Here is a 21,373-nt window from a genome sequence, read left to right on the forward strand (position 1 = left end):
CGCGATGCGCGAGCCGGCGGGGATCAGGAAGCGATACGGGCGCAGGGATCACGCGGGGAGAGGGCGGGATGGCGGCTTCCAAACTGGTGGTGCAGGCGATCCGCGACCGGCTGCGCGAGCGCGGCCTGACCTATCGCGAACTCGCCACGCGGCTGGGCGTGAGCGAAGTGACCGTCAAGCGCGACCTGGGCCGCGGCGACTTCTCGCTGGCGCGCCTGGATGCCATCTGCGAAGCGCTCGGCGTCGAGCTGGTGGACCTGCTGCAGGGCGAACCGGACGCCAGCATCCTCACCGTGCTGGACGATGCGCAGGAACATGCGCTCGTCTCCGACCCCAAGCTGCTGCTGGCGACCTACCTCATCGTCAACGACTGGAAGTTCGCCGAGATCCTGGCGGCGTTCCGCGTCGACGAGAACGAACTTGTGTCGCTTCTCCTGCGCCTGGACCAGTTGCGGATCATCGACTACCGCCCGCCGAAGCGTTTCACCAAGCGCACCGCGCGCAACTTCGCCTGGCAACCGGGCGGACCGGTGCATGCGTTCTTCCTGCAACGCGTGGTGCCGGAGTTCTTCGGCGGCGCCTTCGACCAGGGCGGCGATGCGTTCCACTTCATGGGCGGCACGCTGTCGGATGCTGCGATGCGACACGTGGCGGCGGGGATGGCGCGGCTGGCGCGCGAGTTCGACGAATTGGTGCGACGCGACACGCAGTTGCCGCTCGAAGCGCGCCACGGCTGCAGTGCGGTCTTCGCGCTGCGACGCTGGGAATTCTCGGCGTTCACTGCGCTGCGGCGCGGGACGGACGCCCGCGAATGACGCACTGCGGCGTGCCGTCCACCGGCTGCGCGCCCTACGCTGCGTCGCGCGTTCACCCAGGCCTCACTGCCGCGGACTAGCGTATGCACCGCCCGCTCATGGGCAGACCGTTTTCAGGGGACGGCCGCAATGAACATCAAGAAGCTCGAAGCAGTGCTCGCGGAAATGCGCAAGGCGCATTCCGCCGACAACCAGCAGCTGCGCGAATGGGAAGGCCGCATCGCCGAGGCGATCGCCGACGACCTGATGGAACAGATCAACGCTGCGTTCGCAGTGGCGCCTGCGCTGGCCACCGAACCCGGCGGCCACGACTGGGAATGAGGCGGGCGCTCAGCCCGCCTGCTTCGCCGGCGTTCCGAGCAACTGCACGATCACGCCGGCGAGTTCCTCCGGGCGCACCGGCTTGGTGACGTAGCCGGCCGCGCCCTGGCGCAAGCCCCATTCGCAATCGGTGGGTTGCGACCGGCCGGTGACCAGCACGATCGGCATGTCGCGCAACGCGGGATGGTTGCAGAGCGTGCGCGTGGCGGCGTAGCCGTCGATGCCGGGCATCACCACGTCCATCAGCACCAGGTCCGGGCGTTCGCGCATCGCGGCTTCCACGCCCGCCTGGCCGTCGCTGCACACGATGCCGGTGTGGCCGAGCGCCTGCACCACCTTGAGGGAGAGCGCGCGTTGCAGCGGGCAGTCGTCGACGATCAGGATGCGGGCCATGCCAGGTTCCTTGCGATACTGAGTGCGAGGCATTCTGCGCGGGGCCTTGCGCGCACGGCAGGCGGCACAGGGGGCGATTTTCCCGGCGTGCACGCGAATCGTCCGGACGCAACGCTATGCTCCGCCCGACCCGCGAAGGAACGTCGATGCCCACGGCGCTGGTGTGGTTCCGCAATGACCTGCGACTCGACGACCAGCCCGCCCTGCAGGCGGCGCTCGCGCAGGGCTACGCGCCGGTGCCGGTGTATATCCACGCACCCGACGAAGCCGGCCCGCATGCGAACGGTGCGGCCTCGGATGCGTGGCGGCATCGCTCGCTTCATGCGCTGGACGGCGCGCTGCGGGCGCGCCGTTCGCGTCTCACCGTGCTGCGCGGCCCCACCCTGCCCGCCCTCGAACGCCTCGCTGCCGCGACGGGCGCCGAAGCCGTGTTCTGGACGCGGCGCTACGAGCCCGCGTTCGAACAACGCGACACCACGATCAAGCGTGCCCTGCGCCGCGGCGGCCTGCACGCGGAAAGCTTCAACGGCGCGCTGCTGATCGAACCCTGGGACGTCGCGACGAAACAAGGCGATCCGTACCGGGTGTTCACGCCGTTCTGGAAGACCGCAAGCGCGCAGTTGCGCAAGCCGCGGCCGTGGGATGCGCCGAAGCGCTTGCCGGCGCCGCCGGAGGCCGCGGACGCAACGACGATCGATGCCCTGGGCCTGGCGCCGAAGCGCGGCTGGGACCACGACTTCTGGACGCAATGGTTCCCGGGCGAAATCGGCGCGCGCGCGGCGCTCACCACGTTCCTGCCGCGCATCGCCGCGTATCCCGACGCACGCGACGTGCCTGCGATCGAAGGCACGTCGCGCTTGTCGCCGCACCTGCATTTCGGCGAGGTGTCGGTGCAGCGCGTGTTCGCGGCGATCGGCGATGCGGATGCGCCCCCCGAAGCGCGCGCGGCCTACCAGCGCCAACTCGGCTGGCGCGAGTTCGCGCATCACCTGCTGCACCATTTCCCGCACACGGTGGACCGCAACCTCGACCCGCGCTTCGACGACTTCGACTGGGCCCCGTTCGATGCGGTGCAGTTCGATGCGTGGACGCGCGGCCGCACCGGCGTCCCGATCGTCGATGCCGGCATGCGCGAGCTGTGGCACACCGGCTGGATGCACAACCGGGTGCGCATGCTGGTGGCGAGTTTCCTGACGAAGCAGTTGCGCATGCACTGGTCGCATGGCGCGCGCTGGTTCATGGACACGCTGGTGGACGCGGACTTGGCGAACAACACGCTCGGCTGGCAATGGGTGGCCGGCACCGGCGCGGATGCCGCGCCCTATTTCCGGATCTTCAATCCGCTGTTACAGGCCAAACGCTTCGATCCGGACGCGGCGTACGTGCGGCGCTGGGTGCCGGAACTCGGGACGCCGCGTTACCCGGCGCCGATCGTGGACCTGGCGGAAACGCGCGACGCGGCCCTGGCCGCCTACAAGCGGCGCGGCTGATCAGCGGCCGTACTTTGATTCGACGTAGTCGTCGATCATCGCGACGAATTCCTGCGCGATGTTGTCCCCGCGCAGCGTCTTCGCCTTCTCGCCATCGATGAACACCGGCGCGGCCGGCGCTTCGCCCGTGCCGGGCAGCGAGATGCCGATGTTGGCGTGGCGCGATTCGCCGGGGCCGTTCACCACGCAGCCCATCACCGCGAGCGTGAGGTTTTCCGCGCCCGGGTGGGTGATCTTCCACGTGGGCATCTTGTCGCGCACGTGTTCCTGCACCGACTTGGCCAGTTCCTGGAAGAACTCGGACGTCGTGCGCCCGCACCCGGGGCACGCGGTGACCATCGGCGTGAACGCGCGCAGGCCGAGGGTTTGCAACAGTTCCTGCGCGACGATGACTTCCTGCGTGCGCGAGGCGCCCGGATCGGGCGTGAGCGAGATGCGGATCGTGTCGCCGATGCCTTCCTGCAGCAGCACCGCGAGCGCCGCGCTGGACGCGACGATGCCCTTGCTGCCGATGCCGGCTTCGGTGAGGCCCAGGTGCAGCGCGTACGTGCCGCGCGTGGCGAGTTCGCGGTACACGGCGATCAGTTCCTGCACGCCGCTGACCTTCGCGCTGAGGATGATGCGATCGGCCGGCAGGCCCAGCGCGACGGCGCGGTCGGCCGAATCCAGCGCCGAGCGGATGAGCGCTTCGCGCAGCACGCGGCCGGCATCCCAGGGTTCGGCGCGCGCATGGTTTTCGTCCATCAGCTGCGCGGCGAGGGCCTGGTCGAGCGAGCCCCAGTTGGCGCCGATGCGCACGGGCTTGTCGTACTGCATCGCGAATTCGATGAGCTGCGCGAACTGCGTGTCGCGCTTCTTGCCGAAGCCCACGTTGCCCGGGTTGATGCGGTACTTCGCCAGCGCCTGCGCGCACGCCGGTTCGCCGGCGAGCAGCTGGTGCCCGTTGTAGTGGAAGTCGCCGATGATCGGGACATGCACGTTCATCATCGCCAGCTTCTCGACGATGCGCGGCACGGCCGCAGCGGCTTCGGGCGTGTTGACGGTGACGCGGACGAGTTCGGAGCCGGCGCGCCACAGGTCGGCGACCTGCTTCGTCGTCGAGGCGACGTCCGCCGTGTCGGTGTTGGTCATCGACTGCACGACCACCGGCGCGTCGCCGCCCACCGCGATGCCGCCGACGCGCACCTGGCGCGTGGCGCGGCGCGGCGACGGGCCGAAGCGCGGGGCGTCGGCGCAGGGCGGCGGGAGGTCGGTCAGCGGATCGCGGAGGGGCATCGACATGGCGCGCATTCTACGACCGCGGCCCTGCACGTGGCCCTGCGACTGGCCCGGCCGCGTGACCCGTTCACGGGCCTGCGGTACCGTGTCCCGCCGTTCCAAGCCCCCGCATGACCCGCGACGACGCCCGCAAGATCCTCTCGCCCACCCAGCTCAACACGCTGGCGCGCGACCTGCTGGAAGGGGCGTTCCCGCTGGTGTGGGTGGAAGGCGAGCTGGGGAATCTCTCCCGGCCCGGGTCCGGGCACCTCTACTTCACCCTGAAGGACGCGCGCGCCCAGGTGCGCTGCGCGCTGTTCAAGCCCAAGAGCCAGTGGCTGAACTTCGTCCCGCGCGAAGGCCTGCGCGTGCTCGCGCGCGGCCGCCTCACGCTGTACGAGGCGCGTGGCGACTACCAGCTGATCCTGGATTCGCTGGAGGAAGCGGGCGAAGGCGCGCTGCGGCGGGCGTTCGAGGAACTCAAGGCGAAGCTGCAGGCCGAGGGCCTGTTCGAAGCCGAACGCAAGCGCCCCCTGCCCGCCTTCGTGCGGCGCATCGGCGTGCTCACCTCGCCGTCGGGCGCGGCGGTGCGCGATGTGCTGAGCGTGCTGGCGCGGCGCTTCCCGCTGGTGGAAGTGGATGTGCTGCCGGTGCAGGTGCAGGGCGAAACGGCGCCGGCACAGATCGTCGCGATGCTCCAGCGCGCGGTGCGCTCCGGGCGCTACGACACGCTGCTGCTCGCCCGCGGCGGCGGGTCGCTCGAAGACCTGTGGGCCTTCAACGACGAGCGGCTGGTGCGCTCGATCGCGGCATCGCCGATTCCGGTCGTCTCGGCGATCGGGCACGAGACGGATTTCAGCCTCAGCGATTTCGTGGCGGACCTGCGTGCGCCGACGCCGTCGGTCGCCGCCGAACTGCTGGTGCCCGCGCGCGCCGACCTGCGCGTGCGCCTGCAGGGCCTGCATCGGCGCATGGCGACGCTGCAGCTGCACCATCTGCGTCGCGACGCACAGCGCGCCGATCGCGCGGCGCTGCGCCTGCACGCCCTGCGCCCCCGCGCGCGCCTGGACCTGCTGCTGCGGCGCCAGGCCGAAGCGCAGCGGCGCCTGGAGGCCGCATGGCGCAAGCAACTCGAACATTGGCGCGCGCGCATGCGCCACGCCGACGCGGTGTTGCGCACCATGCAACCGCGCCGGCGCGTGGCCTTGCTGCGCCAGCGGCTGGAAGCGCTGCGGCAGCGTCCGCGTTCGGTGATCGCGCGGCGCCTGCAGCACGATGCGATGCACCTGCGTGGGCTGGCGCGTTCACTGGAAGCGGTGAGTCCGCTGGCCACGGTGGCGCGCGGCTACAGCATCCTGCTGCGCGACGATGGACACGTCGTGCGCGGGGTGAACGATGCGAAGGTCGGGGATCGCGTGCAGGCGCGCCTGGCCGATGGAACCCTGCCGTTGCGCGTGATCGCCCCCGACGATTGATCCGGAGAACCGCCATGGTCGACAAGCTTGCGAAACACTTTCCTTGCTACCTCGCGAACGCGGCGGTCCACACCAAGACCGAACTCGACGTCCTCGACAAGTTCACCGGCAAGCGCGCCACGCGCGTGGCCTTCGCCGATGCCGCGCTCGTGCGCAAGGCCATCGTTGCCGCGCACAAGGCGCGCAAGGCGATGGCCGAATTCCCGCCGGATGCGCGCCGCGACGTGCTGGAGCATTGCGTGCGCCGCTTCACCGAACGCAGCGAGGAACTGGCGCTGGCGTTGTGCGTGGAGGCCGGCAAGCCGATCAAGGATTCGCGCGGTGAGGTCACCCGCCTGATCGATACCTTCCGCATCGCCGCCGGCGAAGCCACGCGCATCGGCGGCGACGTGCTGGAACTGCAGATTTCCCCGCGCACGCGCGGCTATCGCGGCATGGTCAAGCGCGTGCCCATCGGCGCGTGCGCGTTCATCACGCCGTTCAATTTCCCGTTGAACCTGGTGGCGCACAAGGTGGCGCCGGCGTTGGCGGCGGGCTGCCCGTTCGTGTTGAAGCCCGCGGCGAAGACACCGATCGGCGCCCTGATCATCGGCGAAGTGTTTTCGGAAACCGACCTGCCGAAAGGCGCGTTCTCGATCCTGCCCTGCTCCAACGAAGACGCCGGCCTGCTGGTCGAGGACGAACGCATCGCGCTGCTCAGCTTCACCGGCGGCCTGGTGGGCTGGGACCTGAAGGCGCGCGCGGGCCGCAAGAAAGTCACGCTGGAACTGGGCGGCAACGCGGCGTGCATCGTGGACGAGGATCCGGGGCAGTCGCTCGCGAAGGTCGTCGATCGCATGGTGTTCGGCGCGTACTACCAGTCCGGCCAGAGTTGCATCAGCGTGCAGCGCATCCTGGTGCACCGCGCGTTGTATCCGAAGTTCCGCAAGGCGATGGCCGATGCAGTGGGCAAGCTGCGCATGGGCGATCCCAAGGACGAACGCGTGACCATCGGGCCCGTCGTGGACGAAGCCGCGGCCAAGCGCATCGATGCGTGGATGGATGCGGCGATCGCGGGTGGTGCGAAGGCGATCGTGCGCGGCAAGCGCAAGGGCAACTTGGTGCCGGCCGCGCTGCTGGAGAAAGTGCCGCGCGACTGCGAGCTGTACCGCAAGGAAGCGTTCGGGCCGGTGGCGTTGCTGGAGCCGTTCGATGATTTCGAGGATGCGATCGCGATCGTCAACGACAGCGACTTCGGCCTGCAGGCCGGCGTGTTCACCGGTTCGCTCGCGCACGCGATGCGGGCGTGGGATGCGCTGGAGGTCGGTGGCGTGATCGTGGGCGACGTGCCGAGTTTCCGCGTCGACAACATGCCCTACGGCGGGGTGAAGGGATCTGGCCTCGGCCGCGAAGGCATCCGCAGCGCGATCGAGGACATGACCGAGCCGCGCCTGCTGGTGGTGCGCGACGCCTGAGCGTCACGCACCGATCGTCTGCAACGCCGCGTCGACGTCGCGGCCGCGCGGGTATACGGCCAGGATCGCGACGCGCGCATGCGCTTCATCGACCCGCAGCGCGACCGCGGTGCGCTCGCGGTGGTGCGCGACGCGCAGGCCGGGCAGCACGTCGTCGCGCAGCGTGCCGCGGTGCGGGAAGATCGAGAAGCTGCCGCACCAGTCCACCAGCGATGCGAGTTCGTGGTCCGCGCGCACGTAGCCGGCGTGTCGCGACAAGTACGCGTGCAACGCTTCCAGGTCGGCGACGGCGCGCGGCGCGAAGCGGATCAGGTACGGCCGCGGCGCTTCGCAGTCGCAGGCGCCGCGCCGCCGAGGCGGCTGCGCACCGCCTCCACCGACAGCGCGCGGCCGGGCGCGCGGTCGAACTCCCGCGCCGAAGCCACCACGTCCTCGCGCAACCACGCTTCCATCGCGCGTTCGCGCGCGAACAGCGCCCGCAGGCCATCGCGGATCACTTCGCTCTCCGTCGCGTAATCGCCCGAGGCCACGTGCGCGCGCACGGCGTCGGCCATCTCGTTGGGCAGGGTGATGCTGAATTGCTGGGTGGAACGCATGGGGGCGGCTCCGTTCGGGGACAGGATGGAATCCTATTGAATCCTGTTGAAGTTGCAACCTGCCGCCGGGCGCGCAAGACACGTCGTCCATGACACGAAACTCCGCGCCGGCGCACGGTGGCCGGCGTGCGGGCACGATGCACACCCGTGCACGAGCGCGACGACGGGACGATTCGCGAAGTCGGAGGGAATGCGCGTCCACGCGGCAAAGCGCCGACGCGTTCGCGCGAAGGCACGCCGCCGTGCGGGACACCGCAGATCAGGTCGCGGCGCGCCCTTGCGGCCGGCCGAACAGGTAGCCCTGCCCGTTCACGCACCCGAGTTGCACCAGCGCATCGCGCTGCGCTTCGGTCTCGATGCCTTCGGCGATCGTGTCGATGCTCAGCGTGCCGGCCAGCGCCAGGATCGCGCGGATCACCGCGAGGCTTTCCGGTTGCGAGGTCGACAGGCCCGCGATGAAGCTGCGGTCGATCTTCAGGCACTCGATCGGGAAGTGGTGCAGGTAGCTCAGCGCGGAGAAGCCCGTGCCGAAGTCGTCGAGCAGCGCGAGCACGCCGTGGCTGCGCAGGTTGCTCAGCGTGCGCAGCGCGCGCGGCGCATCGTCGAACAGCGCGACCTCGGTGATCTCGATGCGCAGGCGCGCCGGGTCGACGTTCGCATCCGACAGCAGACCCAGCAGGCGGTCGGCGAAATCGGCGGAACGGAAATGGCGCGGCGAGACATTCACCGACACGTAGCCCTCGGTCATCGCGGTGGCCATGTCCTGGATCACGCGGGCGTAGAGCAGCCAGTCCACCTGTTCGATCAGGCCGCTGTCCTCGCCCACGCCGATGAACTCGCCCGGCGCGAGCAGGCCGCGGCGTTCGTGGCTCCAGCGGAGCAACGCTTCGTGGCCGAGCACCACGCCGTCGGCGATGCGCACGATCGGCTGGTAATGCGGTTCGAAGGCGTCGGCGTTGATCGCGCGGCGCAGGTCGGCTTCCAGGTCGAGGATGCGCGTGGCTTCGTCGCGCATCGCTTCGTCGAACACGGCGCTGCGGTCGCGGCCGGCGCCCTTGGCGCGGTACATCGCGGCGTCGGCGTCGCGCAGCATGTCTTCGCCGCTGCGATAGCGCGGCACCCACAGCGCGATGCCGATGCTCGCCGTCGGGAACAGTTCGCGGCCCGCGATCCACACCGGCGCCCCCAACGCGCCGAGCACGCGGCCGGCCAGTTCCTCGGCCATGCCCTGCCCGTCGATCTGTTCGACGAGGATGGCGAATTCGTCGCCGCCCAGGCGCGCGACGGTGTCGCCCGCGCGCACGGCCGCGACGATGCGGCGGCCGGCCTCGATCAGCAGTTCGTCGCCGACCGCGTGGCCGACGGAGTCGTTGACCAGCTTGAAGCGATCCAGGTCGAGGAACAGCACGGCGAAGGTGCGGTGTTCTTCGCTCGCCGGATCCGACGCGCGGGCGCGCTGGATCGCGAGCGCGAGGCGTTCGAGCAGCTGTGCGCGGTTCGGCAGGCCCGTCAGCGTGTCGTGCTGCGCCTGGTGCGTGAGGCGGCGCTCGGCGTGCATGCGCTCGCCGATCTGCGACATGAGCTCGGCGTTGGCGGCGGCCAGTTCGCGCGTGCGTTCTTCGACGCGGCGTTCGAGTTCGGCGTGCGCGGCCATCAACCGGTCCTGCGCCTGCTTGCGCTGCAGGCCGCTGCCGATGTGGTGCGCGACGAACGTCAGCAGTTCCTGGTCGCGCGGCGTGAATGCCACCGCCGGCGAATAGCTCTGCACCGCGATCACGCCCACCACCAGGTCGTCGCGGAACAGCGGCACGCCCAGCCAGTTGTGCGACAGCGTGCCCATCGTCTTGACCTTGCCTTCGCGGTCCAGGTCTTCGATGGCCTTGCGGTCGGCGAGCACGGCGCGGCCGGTCTTGATGACGAACTCGGTCATGCCCATGCCGAACTTGCGGCGCGGGCGGTTGGGATCGCGTTCGTCGATGGAGTACGGGAATTCCAGCTCGTCGCCGTCGCCCGCCAGCAGCGCGATGTAGAAGTTGCGCGCGTAGAGCAACTCGCCCACCACGTCGTGCACTTCGGCGTAGAAGCGCTCCAGGCTCTCGGAGGTGATCGACAGCTCGGCGATGCGGAACAGCGCGCGCTGCAGGCGTTCGGCGCGCTGGCGTTCGACGATCTCGGCCTGCAGGACGCGGTTGGCTTCCTGCAGGGCGTGCGTGCGTTCCTCGACGCGGCGTTCCAGTTCGCTGCGCGCCTGGCGGCGGTCGAGCGCGGTGAGGATGTGCTGCGCCACGTACGTCAGCAGCGCGCGGTCTTCGTCGCTGTAGCTGGCGCGGTGTTCGTAGCTCTGCACCACGATCGCGCCGCACACCTGGCCTTCGCGGCGCATCGGCACGCCCAGCCAGTCTTCCGAATCCGGGCCGTGCAGCGGATCGTGCGGGATGTCGAGCTTGGCGCGCAGGGCGGCCGACGGGCCGAGCAGCGGTTCGCCGTGGCGCAGCAGCGCCATGGTCAGGCTGGTCGGGACTTCGGCGACCGGGATCTCGTGCGAGGGATCGGCGATGTAGGGATCGTGGCGATCGGCGAAATACAGGAAGCGCAGGCTCTGCCGCAGTTCGTCGTAGAGCACGATGAAGCAGTTCTCGGCATACATCAGGCTGCCGACGACCGCGTGGATGCGGCGCAGCATCTCGTGCATTTCGAGGTTGGACCCGGCCAGGTCCGCGATTTCGTACAGCGCCTGCTGCAGGCGTTCGGACTTCTGCAGGGACGCGATGCGCGCGTTCGCCTGCCAGGCATCCAGGGACGCGCCGATCGCGCGGCGCGCCAGCGCCTGCCAGCCCTGGCGCGGCGGCGCGGCCACGGCGGTGGGACTGTGGGCGGCCAGGACGATCTCGGTGCCGGTGTCGCTGGTCCAGTGGTCCAGCAGGTCCGGGTCGCGTGCGCGGCCGTGCTTGCCGAGCGTGCGCAGGGCGCGCGCCACCAGGTCGGCGGACGCGCCGTCGTCGGCGGAATACCAGTCGCCCTGCGCGAGGTCGCGCCAGGCCACGACGATCCGTGCGTCGGGCGGCAACAGCTCGCGAATCCCGCGCGCAAGCGCTGGCCCCGCGGCCTGCGCCGCAGGCGCGATCATCGAATCAGCCACGTCCGGGCTGCGCACGGCTACGTCATTCCCCCAACCATGGCCCGGAGGATACCCCGTCCGACGCCATGTGAACGGTCGGTGATCAAGAGGGTCGGGCCTTCCATGAATCCCATGAACGTCGCTTCGGGCCGGGGCCGGCAACCCCGCCGGGGGAACCCGGCCGTTGCACCCCGCATGCCTTCCCTTGCCGGCGCCCTCGCCCTGCCCCTTTCCGTCGACCGCTTCCCGCCCCTCGCGCGAGCCCGTACGCTGCCGGCCATGGACGACGGCGCGCAGGACAGCGACGAGCAACTGATGCTGGACTGGGTCGCCGGCGATGCGGGCGCCTTCGAGCAGCTGTATTCGCGCCATCGCACCCGGCTGTATCGCTTCCTGCTGCGCCACGTGCGCGACAACGCGCTGGCCGACGAGTTCTTCCAGGACATCTGGCAGAAGGTGATCGGCGCGCGCGCGGGCTGGGTGCCGGATGCCCCGTTCGGGACATGGCTGTATCGCATCGCGCACAATCGCCTCGGCGATCACTGGCGCGCCCTGAAGTACCGCCCCCCCGCGCCCGAGGACGCCGACGAACGCGCACTGCGCATTCCCGATCCCGACACGCCCGAGCGCAACCTCTCGGAGTTCGAGCAACGGCGTCGCTTGCAGCGCGCGCTGGACGCATTGCCGCCGGAGCAGCGCGAAGTCGTGCTGCTGCGGCTGGAGCAGGAACTGACGCTGGAGGAAATCGGCGCGATCACCGGCGTGGGCCGGGAAACCGTCAAATCGAGGCTGCGCTACGCGATGGACAAGTTGCGCGCGGGCCTGGGAACCGAATCGCCATGAGCGACGACACCATCCACGACGATGCACCGCTGACGCCGGAAGAGCGCGCCCTCGCGCTGCGCCTGGCGCGCACGGCGCCGCGTGGCGAGCCGTCGTCGGCGCTCGACGCACGCATCCTCGCCGCCGCGCATGCGGCCGCCGCCGAACCGGTCGAAGGCGCCGCCGCGCATGCGCGCCGTCCGCACGCGCGTCGCCAGCGCTGGCCCGCGTTGCTGGGATATGCGGCGACCGCCGCGATCGCCTGTGCCGTCGCGTGGCAATTGCGCCCGCTGCCGGGGCCGCAAGGCGCGACGCAGGCCGCCGCGCACACCGAAGACCCGCTCGCGGAATACAACGCGCCGCCGCCGCCGATGCAAGGCCGCGTGGTTCCGCGCAAGCCGTTGCAGGTGCCGGAACCGCCGCCGGCCGACAGCACGCCGCAGCAGCGCAACAGTGCGTCGGTGCGCCCGGCGACGCGCGCCGATGCGCAGCGCAAGCCGGAAGCGTTCGACACGTTGCCGCCGTTCGAGATCGACGAAGCGATCCATCCGGCCGCCGATGCGGCGGCGAGCGGGAATGTCGCGGCTGCTGCCGCTGCGCCTGCAGCCCCGCCGCCCCCCGCAGCGATGCAGCGCGCCGCTGCACCGGCCGCCGCCCCCGCGGCGAAAGCCGCCGCGGCCGAGTCGCGCCAGCAGGATGCGATCGACATGAGCAGGATCCCCGTGCCGCGCGACACGACCAACGTTCCGTTGATCGACGACCACGGCGAGCCGGCGTCCGCCGAAGCCGACGAAGAAGTCGTCCCGCCGGCCACCGCCGACAGCCCCGCCGTGCGCGACGCCTGGCTGCAGCGCATCCGCGAACTGCAGCATGCGGGCGACCTCGAGGCCGCGCGCGCCAGCCTGCGCGAATTCCGCCATCGCTATCCGCACCAGGTCGTGCCGGAAGACCTGCGCGCGCTCGGCGAATGAGCGACACGCTCGCAGGCCCGGTTTCGCACGCGCTCGAGGTCAAGCACAGCCGGTTCCTCGCGCAGGCCGCGCCGGTCGCCACGCCCGCCGACGCGCTCGCCTTCCATGCGCAACTGGCGCGCACGCCGGCCACGCACCACTGCTGGGCCTACCGCATCGGCCAGGACTATCGCTCCAGCGACGACGGCGAACCGGCGGGCACCGCGGGGCGGCCGATCCTTGCGGCGATCGATGGCCAGGGCTTCGACCAGGTCGTCGTGGTGGTCACGCGCTGGTACGGCGGCATCAACCTCGGTGCGGGGGGCCTCGTGCGCGCCTACGGCGGCGCAGCGGCCGAATGCCTGCGCACCGCGCCGCGCGTGCCCCTGGTCGCGTGGCGGACGCTGGTGGTCGAGGCGCCGTTCGACGACCTGGGCGCCGTCCACGCCGCGCTGGCCGCGCATGGCGCGCAGCGCCTGGCCGAAACCTTCGGCACGCAAGGCGTGCGCCTCGAATTCCGCCTCCCCGACGAACGCGCCGAAGCCCTGGCCGCACACCTGCGCGACGCCACCCGCAACCGCGCGCGCATCGGGGACAATGCGGGCCAATGAGCCGACGTTCCCGCGACATCCCCACCGACGTGCCCATCGACCCCGCGCAGGCGAAGGGCCGGCTGCTGACGCTGCGCGCGCTGTGGCCATTCGTGAAGCGCCATCGCGTGCTGTTCGCTGCCTGGCTGGTCGCGCTCGGTGCGTCGTCGGCGGCCACGCTGAGCCTGCCGCCCGCGGTGAAGCGCATGGTCGACCAGGGCTTCTCGAGCCCGGAAGGCATCGATTCGAGCTTCGGCCTGCTGATGCTGGTGATCGCCGCGCTCGCGCTGGCCACCGGCGCGCGCTTCTTCTTCATCACCCTGCTGGGCGAGCGCGTGGTCGCCGACCTGCGGCAACGCTTGTACTCGCACCTGCTCACGCTGGATCCGGCGTTCTTCGAACGCACGCGCAGCGGTGAACTGGTGTCGCGCCTGTCGGCCGACAGCGAAATGCTGCGCGGCGTCGTGGGCTCAAGCATTTCGGTGGCGCTGCGCAGCTTCGTGATGGTGCTGGGCAGCATCGTGATGATGTTCGTGACGCAGCCGCGGCTGGCGGCGTGGACGCTCGTCGGCATTCCGTTGTTCGTCTTGCCGATCGTGGTCGGCAGCCGCCGCCTGCGGAAGATCTCGCGGCAGAGCCAGGACCGCGTCGCCGATGCGAATGCGTTGGCCAGCGAAGTGATCGGCGCCATCCGCACCGTGCAGGCGCACGCGCGCGAACCCTACGAGCGCGAACGCTTCTTCGGCGCCGTGGCCACGGCCGTCGCCACCGCGCGGCGTCGCATCGGCTTGCAGGCCATCGTCACCGTCGTGTCGATGCTCGCCTTCCTCGGCGCGATCGTGCTGGTGCTGTGGTCGGGCGCGCACGACGTGGTATCGCATCGCATCACCGCCGGCACGCTCGGGCAGTTCATGTTGTACGCGGTGCTGGGGGGCGGTTCGGTCGGTGCGCTGGCGGAAGTCTGGAACGACCTGCAGCGCGCGGCCGGCGGCATGGGGCGCATCGACGAGTTGCTGCAGGAACGCGCGAATCTCGTCGCACCGGAACACCCTGTGTCGCTGCCGCAGCCGCTGCGCGGCGAGATCGCGTTCGAAGACGTCGCCTTCCACTATCCCTCGCGGCCGGATGCCCCGGCGCTCGAAGGCTTCAGCCTGCGCGTGCAGCCGGGCGAAACGGTGGCGCTGGTCGGGCCGTCCGGCGCCGGCAAGAGCACCGTGTTCGCGTTGCTGCTGCGCTTCCACGATCCGCAGGGCGGGCGCGTGTGCGTGGAAGGCATCGACATCCGCGACGTCGATCCCGCCCAGCTGCGCGAATCCATCGCGCTCGTGCCGCAATCGCCGACCATCTTCGCCGCGAGCGCGCGCGACAACATCCGTTACGGGCGCCTGGAAGCGAGCGACGCGGAGGTCGAAGCCGCCGCGCGTTCGGCCGAAGCGCACGAGTTCGTGTCCGTGCTGCCGGGCGGCTACGACAGCGAACTCGGCGAACGCGGCGCGCGCCTGTCCGGCGGCCAGCAGCAGCGCATCGCGATCGCGCGCGCGCTGTTGAAGGACGCGCCCATCCTGCTGCTCGACGAAGCCACCTCCGCGCTCGACGCGCAGAGCGAACGCGCCGTGCAGCACGCGCTGGAACGCCTCATGCAGGGGCGCACGACGCTGGTCATCGCGCATCGCCTGGCGACCGTGCTGAAGGCCGACCGCATCGTGGTGATGGACGCCGGCCGCATCGTGGCCGAAGGCACGCATGCCGAACTGCTCGCGCAAGGCGGCCTGTATGCGGACCTCGCGCGCCTGCAATTCCTGGACTCACCCCATGCCTGATTTCCAACCCGTCGCCGACTTCATCCTCGAGATCGACCGCCTCAAGGGCGTGACGCGCAAGTCGAAGCCCGTCGGGCTGGACCGCTACGAGAACTCGGCCGAACACAGCTGGCAGATCGCGTTGTTCGCCGCGGCCATGGCCGACTTCGCCGAGCCCGGCATCGATGTGCAACGCGTGGTCGCGATGCTGCTGGTGCACGACATCGGCGAGATCGATACCGGCGACACGATCGTCTACGCCGAGGAAGGCCTGGCCGAGCGCAAGGCGGCCGAGCGCGTGGCGGTCGAACGCATCTTCGGGATGCTGCCGAATGCGCACGGCGCGCGGTTCCTCGCGTTGTGGGAAGAATTCGAAGACGGGGCGACGCCGGAAGCGCGCTTCGCGCATGCAGCCGATCGCGCGATGCCGGTGCTGCTCAACCTCGCGCAGGGCGGCGGAAGCTGGGTGGAGAACGGGATCAGCTTCGATCGCGTCGTGCGCAAGGTCGGGCCGCCGATCCAGGCCGGGTGCCCGGCGCTGTGGGCGTGGCTGGAGCCGCAACTGGTCGCGGCGAAGACGAAAGGCTTCTTCGGCGCCTAGCGCGCGCGCGACAACACCGGCGCGACGTCGTCGCCCGCCGGCAACGTGCCGAACACCTGGCCCCGCGCACCCGCCAGGCGACTGCGGCAGAACAGGTCCGCGCACGCGGCATTCGCCCGCAACAACACCGACGCCTGCAAGGCGAGCGCCATGCGTTCGACCAGCATGCGCGCCTCCGCTTCCTGCGGCGCGCCCGTGGCGTCGCGCAGGCGCGTCGTTTCCGCATCGAGCGCCGCATGCAATCCACTCGCTGCATCGAGTTCGGCGAAGAAGGCCGCCGCGCTCTCCGGCTCGCGGTGCAACGCGCGCAGCACGTCGAGGCACTGGATGTTGCCGCTGCCTTCCCAGATCGAATTGAGCGGCGCCTGCCGGTACAGGCGCGGCAGGATCGATTCCTCGACGTAGCCCGCACCGCCCAGGCACTCCTGCGCTTCGTTGACGAACGCCGGCGCGCGCTTGCAGATCCAGTACTTGCCGATCGCGGTGGCGATGCGCGCGAATGCGGCTTCGCCCGCATCGCGCCCGGCGGCATCCACGGCGCGCGCGACCCGCATCGATAAAGCAAGCGCCGCTTCGGCTTCCAGCGCCAAGTCGGCGAGCACGTTGCGCATCAACGGCTGGTCGACGAGCAACTTCCCGAACGCACTGCGATGCCGCGCATGGTGCAGCGCGTGCGCAAGCGCCATGCGCATTTCCGCCGCCGAGCCCAGCATGCAGTCCAGGCGCGTCAGCATCACCATGTCGAGGATGGTCGCGATGCCGCGACCTTCGTCGCCGATGCGTCGTGCCCATGCGCCCTGGAATTCGACTTCCGAAGACGCATTCGACCAGTCGCCCAACTTGTCCTTCAGCCGCACCAGCGTGAACGCATTGCGCGCGCCGTCGGGCAGGCGCCGCGGCAACAGGAAGCACGTGAGCCCGCCCGGTGCCTGCGCCAGCACGAGGAACCCGTCGGACATCGGCGCGCTGAAAAACCATTTGTGCCCGGTGAGCGCGTACGTGCCCGTCTCGGCGAGCGCGTCGGCGCGCGTGGTGTTGGCGCGCACGTCCGACCCGCCCTGCGTCTCCGTCATGCCCATGCCCAGCGTCACGCCGCGCTTGTCGCCGATCGGCACCTCGCGTGCGTCGTAATGCGGCGCGGCGGCCTTGGCGGCCCACTCGGCCAGCGTGGGTTCGCGGCGCAGCGCGGGCACCGCCGCATGCGTCATCGTCAGCGGGCAACTGGTGCCGGGTTCCACCTGGTGGTGCAGGTAGCTCAACGCCGCGCGCGCCACGTGCACGCCTTGCGCCGGCGCGTGCCACGACAGGCCGGCGACGCCGTGTTCGATCGCGGCCTGCATCAGCGCGTGGTAGTTCGGGTGGAACTCCACGCGATCGATGCGCGCCCCGAACCGGTCGTGCGTGCGCAGCCGCGGCCTGTCGCGATGCGCATCGAACGAGAGCGCGTACAACGCATCGCCCGCAAGCCGCGCGTAGGTTTCGATGCGTCCCGCATGCGCCCCCGCCCCTTCGCGCGCCACCGCGTCCCGCAATGCAGCATCGTCGGCCCACAGGTCGCGCGGGGCGAATTCGGGGGGCTGGTTGGTCGGCTCGGTCATGGCCGCATTCTGCGCCCGCCGCGCGCCCGAAAAAAAACCCCGCCGGAGCGGGGTTTCCCTTGCTGCGTTGCGTGTCCGGTCAGGCGACCGGGATCACGCCAGCGGCTTGCGCTCCCTTCGGACCCTGCACGACGTCGTAGCTGACGCGCTGGCCTTCCTGCAGGCTGCGAAAGCCCTTGGAGTTGATCGCCGAGTAATGCACGAACACATCGGCGCTTCCGTCTTCCGGGGCGATGAACCCGAAACCCTTCGCGTCGTTGAACCACTTCACGGTGCCGTACTGCATAACCTGTGTGACCTCGTCTGGATGCGATGTACGTGCGCACCGGTGCGGGGGCCCGGGGCGCACGGGCCGGAGTATGCATGGATGAACGGGACGCGCAACACCGCGCCGGCACGGCTCAATCGGCGAGCAGCGACCGCAGCAATGGCGGGATTCCACTGGAAGCGGTTTCAACGATGGACAGGACGTCGGCCATCGTGATTTCCGCATCGTCGCCGCAGCCGGCCGCCCAGTTGGCGACGATGCCGAGGCACGCATATTGCAGGCCCATTTCGCGCGCGAGGCCCGCCTCGGGCATGCCGGTCATGCCGACCAGGTCGCAGCCGTCGCGGCGCATGCGCGCGATCTCCGCGCGCGTTTCCAGGCGGGGACCCTGGGTGGCGCCGTAGCAGCCACCGTCGACGACGGCCACGCCCGCACGCTGCGCTGCAGCGAGGACCTGCGCGCGCACGGCATTGGTGTACGGATCGCCGAAGTCGACGTGCAGCACGTCGGTGCCGGGCTCCTCGCAGATCGTCGAGACGCGGCCCCAGGTGTAGTCGATCAACTGGTCGGGGCACGCGAGCACGCCGGGTCCGAAGCGTTCGGTGATGCCGCCCACCGTGTTGATCGCGAGCACGCGGGTGACCCCGATCTTGTGCAGCGCAGCGAGGTTGGCGCGGTAGTTGATGCGGTGCGGCGGGACGCCGTGGTCTTCGCCGTGGCGCGCGAGGAATGCGACGCGCTTGCCATCGATCATGCCCACGCGCACCGGCCCGGACGGGAAGCCGTAATGCGTTTCCGGCAGGTGGGTCTCGACCGCTTCGAGCCCGGCGATGCGATAGACGCCGGTGCCGCCGATGACGCCCAGGGCGATGTCCGCGTGCATGCTCACTCCTTCAGCGCGTAGATGGCCGGCAGGTTGCGGCCCTGTTCCTTGAAGTCCATGCCGTAGCCGAACACGTAGCGGTCCGGCACCACGAGGCCGGCGTAGTCGGCGTGCAGGCCGGCCACGCAGCGGTCGTGCTGCTTGACGGCGAGCGCGGCGATGCGGACGTCGCTCGCGCCCTGCTGCCGGCACCACGCGCGCACTTCGGCCAGCGTGTGGCCTTCGTCGACGATGTCGTCGACCAGCAACACGCGACGGCCGCGCAGCGGCGTGGCCGGACGATGCTTCCAGTGCAGCGCGCCGCCCGACGTGGCGCCGCGATAGCGCGTTGCATGCAGGTAATCGAATTCCAGGTCGAGCCCCAGCGCGCCGATCTCCAGCGCGAGCTGGCCGGCGAACGGCAGGCCGCCGTGCATCACCGTGAGGTACACGGGCACGCTGCCGGCGAAGTCGTTGCGGATGCGCGCGGCCATCCGCGCGATCGCCTGTTCGATGACCTGCCGGTCGTGGATGACGTCGGCGGTGGCGAGCGCTTCAGGCAGATCGTGCGGCAGCTTCATGCGAGGTCGCCCCCGAAGCGTGCGTGCGATTCCTGGTAGCGCGCGTCGGCGAGCAGGCCGTCCCACGCGAGCGGACCGCGACCGATCAGGCCGGCGAGCGCCATCGTGTTGAGCGTGCGGCCTTCCACCGCGGCGAGCGATTCGGTCACCAGGTCCGGATGGCAGACGAGCACCACATCGCAGCCTGCATCCAGGTGCGCATCGATGCGCGCCTTGACGCCGCCGGCGGAGAACGCCGCGGCCATGCCGATGTCGTCGGAGAACACGACCCCGCGGAAGCCCATCTGCTTGCGCAGGATGTCCTGGATCCACACCGGCGAATACCCGGCCGGTTCCGGCGCGACCTGCGGATACACCACGTGCGCCATCATCACCGCGTCGGCGCCGGCATCGATGCCGGCCACGAACGGCACGAGGTCGAGCAGTTCGATTTCGCCGAACGGACGCGGATCCACCGCATCGTCGAAGTGCGTGTCTTCGAGCACCGAACCGTGGCCGGGGAAATGCTTGAGCGTGGCCGCCATGTCGGCGGCGTGCATGCCGGCGACATAGGCGCGCGTGAACTCGGCGACGATCTGCGGATCGTGCGAGAACGCGCGGTCGCCGATCGCGCGGTTGCCGCGGCCCAGGTCCACGACGGGCGCGAAGCTGAGGTCCACGCCGCTGGCGCGCACTTCGCTCGCCATGAGCCAGGCATGTTCCTTCGCCAGTTCGATCGCACGGTCGGGGTTGCTGCCGTAGAGCTTGCCGAAGCCTTCCAGCGCGGGCAGCGCGCTGTACCCGTCGCGGAAGCGCTGCACGCGGCCGCCTTCCTGGTCCACGCACACCAGCTGCGGGCGCGGCGCGGCTTCGCGGATGGCCTGCGAGAGTTCGGCGACCTGCTGGCGCGAGGCGAAGTTGCGGGCGAACAGGATCACGCCGGCGCACGCATCGTGCTGCAGCCAGTCGCGTTCCTGTGCGTTGAGTTCGGTGCCGGCGACGCCGATCACGAGCATGCGGGGGATTCCTTCTGGGTCAGGCGCCGGATCATACGGTCAGCGCGGTTCGAACATCGCGATGCTTTCCACATGCGCGGTATGGGGGAACATGTCCATCACGCCGGCCGCGCGCAGCTTCCAGCCGCGCTCGTTCACGAGGTACCCGGCGTCGCGCGCCAGCGAGGCCGGGTGGCAGCTCACGTAGACGATGCGCTTCAGGCCGCCCAGCGGCAGTTGCTTGAGCACCACGTCGGCGCCCGAGCGCGGCGGGTCGAGCAGCAGGCGGTCGAAGCCGGCGCGCATCCAGGCGTGCGCGGACAGGTCCTGCGCGAGGTCGGCGGCGTGGAAGTCCACGTTGTCCAGGTGGTTGTGCGTGGCGTTCTCGCGTGCGCGGCGGATGAGGCCGGCGTCGCCTTCCACGCCCACGACTTCGTTCGCCACGCGCGCCAGCGGCAGCGTGAAATTGCCGAGGCCGCAGAACAGGTCGAGCACGCGATCGCCGGCTTGCACGTCGAGCAGGTCGAGCGTGCGCGCGATCATCTTCTGGTTGAGCCCGGCGTTGACCTGGATGAAGTCGAGCGGGCGGAACTGGAGTTCGATGTCCCACGCCGGCAGCGTGAACGCGAGCTTCGGCGCATGCGGCCACAACGCGTGCACCGAATCGATGCCGCCGGGCTGCAGGAAGATCGCGAAGTCGTGCGCCTGCGCGAACGCGGTGAGCGCGGCAAGGTCGCACTCGGACAACGGCATCATGTGGCGGAACACGAGCGCCACGGTGTCGTCGCCCGCGATGAATTCCACCTGCGGCACCTGGGCGCGCGCATCGAGGCCGTCGATCAGCGCCGACAACGCGGCGATCTTCATGCCGATCTGCGGCATCACCGTGTGGCATTCCGACAGGTCGGCGACGAAGCGCCCGTCCTGTTCGCGGAAGCCGACGAGCGTCTTGTCCTTCTTGTCGACGCGACGCACGGAGAAGCGGCCCTTGCGGCGATAGCCCCACGCGGCATCGACGAGGGGTTCGAGCACGGTCTGCGGCGTGACGTGGCCGATGCGTTCGAGGTTGTCCAGCAGCACGCGTTGCTTGGCGTGGATTTGCTTGCCTTCGTCGAGGTGCTGGAGCGCGCAGCCGCCGCAGGTGCCGAAGTGCGGGCAGCGCGGGGTCACGCGGTCGGGCGAGGCGGAGAGGACTTCCAGGGTCCTGGCTTCGTCGAAGCTGCGATGGCGCTGCGTGAGCTGCGCCACCACGGTTTCGCCCGGCAGCGCGCCGGACACGAACACGGCCTTGCCGGCGCCGGGGACCTTGGGATCTGCGCGGCGCGCGACACCGCGGCCGTCGTGGGTCTGATCGACGATGTCGATCGTGAAAGGGGTCTGGTCGATGCGGGCCAAGGGAACGACTTCGG

Annotated in this window: 21 protein-coding genes; 10 read left to right on the forward strand and 11 right to left on the reverse strand. The window is 70.2% G+C overall.

All coding sequences use genetic code 11. The features are described from left to right. Positions 1-68: 68 nt before the first annotated feature. A complete protein-coding gene (locus LYSHEL_RS00980) occupies positions 69-815 on the forward strand; it encodes a helix-turn-helix domain-containing protein (RefSeq protein ID WP_213435195.1) in 747 nt (248 codons plus the stop codon). A 129-nt stretch (positions 816-944) separates the two neighbouring features. After that, on the forward strand, positions 945-1,136 hold the full coding sequence (locus LYSHEL_RS00985) for a hypothetical protein (RefSeq protein ID WP_213435196.1): 192 nt from the start codon (positions 945-947) through the stop codon (positions 1,134-1,136). A gap of 9 nt (positions 1,137-1,145) precedes the next feature. On the opposite strand, the gene LYSHEL_RS00990 is transcribed toward LYSHEL_RS00985, so the two are convergent. After that, a complete protein-coding gene (locus LYSHEL_RS00990; protein ID WP_213435197.1) occupies positions 1,146-1,529 on the reverse strand; it encodes a response regulator in 384 nt (127 codons plus the stop codon). 146 nt (positions 1,530-1,675) lie between these two features. Here LYSHEL_RS00990 and LYSHEL_RS00995 point away from each other — a divergent pair, with 146 nt between their 5' ends. Next, positions 1,676-3,019: a cryptochrome/photolyase family protein gene (locus LYSHEL_RS00995; RefSeq protein WP_213435198.1), complete on the forward strand. Its 1,344-nt coding sequence runs from the start codon at positions 1,676-1,678 to the stop codon at positions 3,017-3,019. On the opposite strand, the gene ispG is transcribed toward LYSHEL_RS00995, so the two are convergent. After that, entirely contained in the window at positions 3,020-4,294 is a 1,275-nt protein-coding gene (ispG, locus tag LYSHEL_RS01000; RefSeq protein ID WP_213437469.1) for a flavodoxin-dependent (E)-4-hydroxy-3-methylbut-2-enyl-diphosphate synthase, read from the reverse strand. It lies immediately after the preceding gene. Positions 4,295-4,407: 113 nt separating this feature from the next. Between ispG and xseA the strand changes: the two genes are divergently transcribed. Then, positions 4,408-5,751, forward strand: a complete 1,344-nt coding sequence (xseA, locus tag LYSHEL_RS01005) for an exodeoxyribonuclease VII large subunit (RefSeq protein WP_213435199.1) — start codon at positions 4,408-4,410, stop codon at positions 5,749-5,751. Positions 5,752-5,765: 14 nt separating this feature from the next. Further along, positions 5,766-7,205, forward strand: a complete 1,440-nt coding sequence (locus tag LYSHEL_RS01010; protein ID WP_213435200.1) for an aldehyde dehydrogenase family protein — start codon at positions 5,766-5,768, stop codon at positions 7,203-7,205. 3 nt (positions 7,206-7,208) lie between these two features. Here the strand turns inward: LYSHEL_RS01010 and LYSHEL_RS01015 are convergent, their stop codons facing one another. The 3 genes from LYSHEL_RS01015 to LYSHEL_RS01025 form a co-directional block, all read right to left on the reverse strand. Then, positions 7,209-7,463 (reverse strand): hypothetical protein, encoded by a 255-nt coding sequence (locus tag LYSHEL_RS01015; RefSeq protein WP_244858616.1) that lies wholly within the window; start codon positions 7,461-7,463, stop codon positions 7,209-7,211. Between the two features lie 50 nt (positions 7,464-7,513). Beyond that, a complete protein-coding gene (locus tag LYSHEL_RS01020; protein WP_213435202.1) occupies positions 7,514-7,801 on the reverse strand; it encodes a ribbon-helix-helix domain-containing protein in 288 nt (95 codons plus the stop codon). Positions 7,802-8,060: 259 nt separating this feature from the next. Then, positions 8,061-10,928 carry an EAL domain-containing protein gene (locus LYSHEL_RS01025; RefSeq protein ID WP_213437471.1) on the reverse strand — a complete coding sequence of 956 codons (2,868 nt, stop codon included), beginning with the start codon at positions 10,926-10,928 and terminating at the stop codon, positions 8,061-8,063. 270 nt (positions 10,929-11,198) lie between these two features. On the opposite strand from LYSHEL_RS01025, the gene LYSHEL_RS01030 reads away from it, so the two are divergent. Genes LYSHEL_RS01030 through LYSHEL_RS01050 form a run of 5 tightly spaced genes read left to right on the forward strand, consistent with a single transcriptional unit; the run spans position 11,199 to position 15,681 of the window. Further along, entirely contained in the window at positions 11,199-11,762 is a 564-nt protein-coding gene (locus LYSHEL_RS01030) for an RNA polymerase sigma factor (RefSeq protein ID WP_213435203.1), read from the forward strand. Further along, positions 11,759-12,712, forward strand: a complete 954-nt coding sequence (locus LYSHEL_RS01035; protein WP_213435204.1) for a hypothetical protein — start codon at positions 11,759-11,761, stop codon at positions 12,710-12,712. Before LYSHEL_RS01030 ends, LYSHEL_RS01035 begins: the two co-directional genes overlap by 4 nt. Further along, entirely contained in the window at positions 12,709-13,302 is a 594-nt protein-coding gene (locus tag LYSHEL_RS01040; protein WP_213435205.1) for an IMPACT family protein, read from the forward strand. The genes LYSHEL_RS01035 and LYSHEL_RS01040 overlap by 4 nt, the downstream gene beginning before the upstream one ends. Beyond that, the gene (locus LYSHEL_RS01045) at positions 13,299-15,101 is read left to right on the forward strand and encodes an ABC transporter transmembrane domain-containing protein (protein WP_213435206.1); all 1,803 of its coding nucleotides are present in this window, start codon (positions 13,299-13,301) and stop codon (positions 15,099-15,101) included. The genes LYSHEL_RS01040 and LYSHEL_RS01045 overlap by 4 nt, the downstream gene beginning before the upstream one ends. Further along, positions 15,094-15,681, forward strand: a complete 588-nt coding sequence (locus tag LYSHEL_RS01050; protein ID WP_213435207.1) for an HD domain-containing protein — start codon at positions 15,094-15,096, stop codon at positions 15,679-15,681. The genes LYSHEL_RS01045 and LYSHEL_RS01050 overlap by 8 nt, the downstream gene beginning before the upstream one ends. Here the strand turns inward: LYSHEL_RS01050 and LYSHEL_RS01055 are convergent. The 6 genes from LYSHEL_RS01055 to rlmD form a co-directional block, all read right to left on the reverse strand. Beyond that, positions 15,678-17,279: an acyl-CoA dehydrogenase family protein gene (locus LYSHEL_RS01055; RefSeq protein ID WP_213435208.1), complete on the reverse strand. Its 1,602-nt coding sequence runs from the start codon at positions 17,277-17,279 to the stop codon at positions 15,678-15,680. The genes LYSHEL_RS01050 and LYSHEL_RS01055 overlap by 4 nt on opposite strands. A 79-nt stretch (positions 17,280-17,358) precedes the next feature. Next, complete coding sequence (locus LYSHEL_RS01060) at positions 17,359-17,565, reverse strand: cold-shock protein (protein ID WP_213435209.1); 207 nt, start codon at positions 17,563-17,565, stop codon at positions 17,359-17,361. Between the two features lie 115 nt (positions 17,566-17,680). Beyond that, positions 17,681-18,430 (reverse strand): S-methyl-5'-thioinosine phosphorylase, encoded by a 750-nt coding sequence (locus LYSHEL_RS01065; RefSeq protein WP_213435210.1) that lies wholly within the window; start codon positions 18,428-18,430, stop codon positions 17,681-17,683. A 2-nt stretch (positions 18,431-18,432) separates the two neighbouring features. Then, positions 18,433-18,990, reverse strand: a complete 558-nt coding sequence (locus LYSHEL_RS01070) for a hypoxanthine-guanine phosphoribosyltransferase (protein WP_213435211.1) — start codon at positions 18,988-18,990, stop codon at positions 18,433-18,435. Continuing rightward, positions 18,987-19,985 carry a beta-N-acetylhexosaminidase gene (gene nagZ, locus LYSHEL_RS01075; RefSeq protein ID WP_213435212.1) on the reverse strand — a complete coding sequence of 333 codons (999 nt, stop codon included), beginning with the start codon at positions 19,983-19,985 and terminating at the stop codon, positions 18,987-18,989. The genes LYSHEL_RS01070 and nagZ overlap by 4 nt, the downstream gene beginning before the upstream one ends. A 39-nt stretch (positions 19,986-20,024) precedes the next feature. After that, positions 20,025-21,359 carry a 23S rRNA (uracil(1939)-C(5))-methyltransferase RlmD gene (gene rlmD, locus LYSHEL_RS01080; RefSeq protein WP_213435213.1) on the reverse strand — a complete coding sequence of 445 codons (1,335 nt, stop codon included), beginning with the start codon at positions 21,357-21,359 and terminating at the stop codon, positions 20,025-20,027. Positions 21,360-21,373: the final 14 nt, after the last annotated feature.

This window comes from Lysobacter helvus (genome assembly GCF_018406645.1).
Classification (GTDB): Bacteria; Pseudomonadota; Gammaproteobacteria; order Xanthomonadales; family Xanthomonadaceae; genus Noviluteimonas; species Noviluteimonas caseinilytica.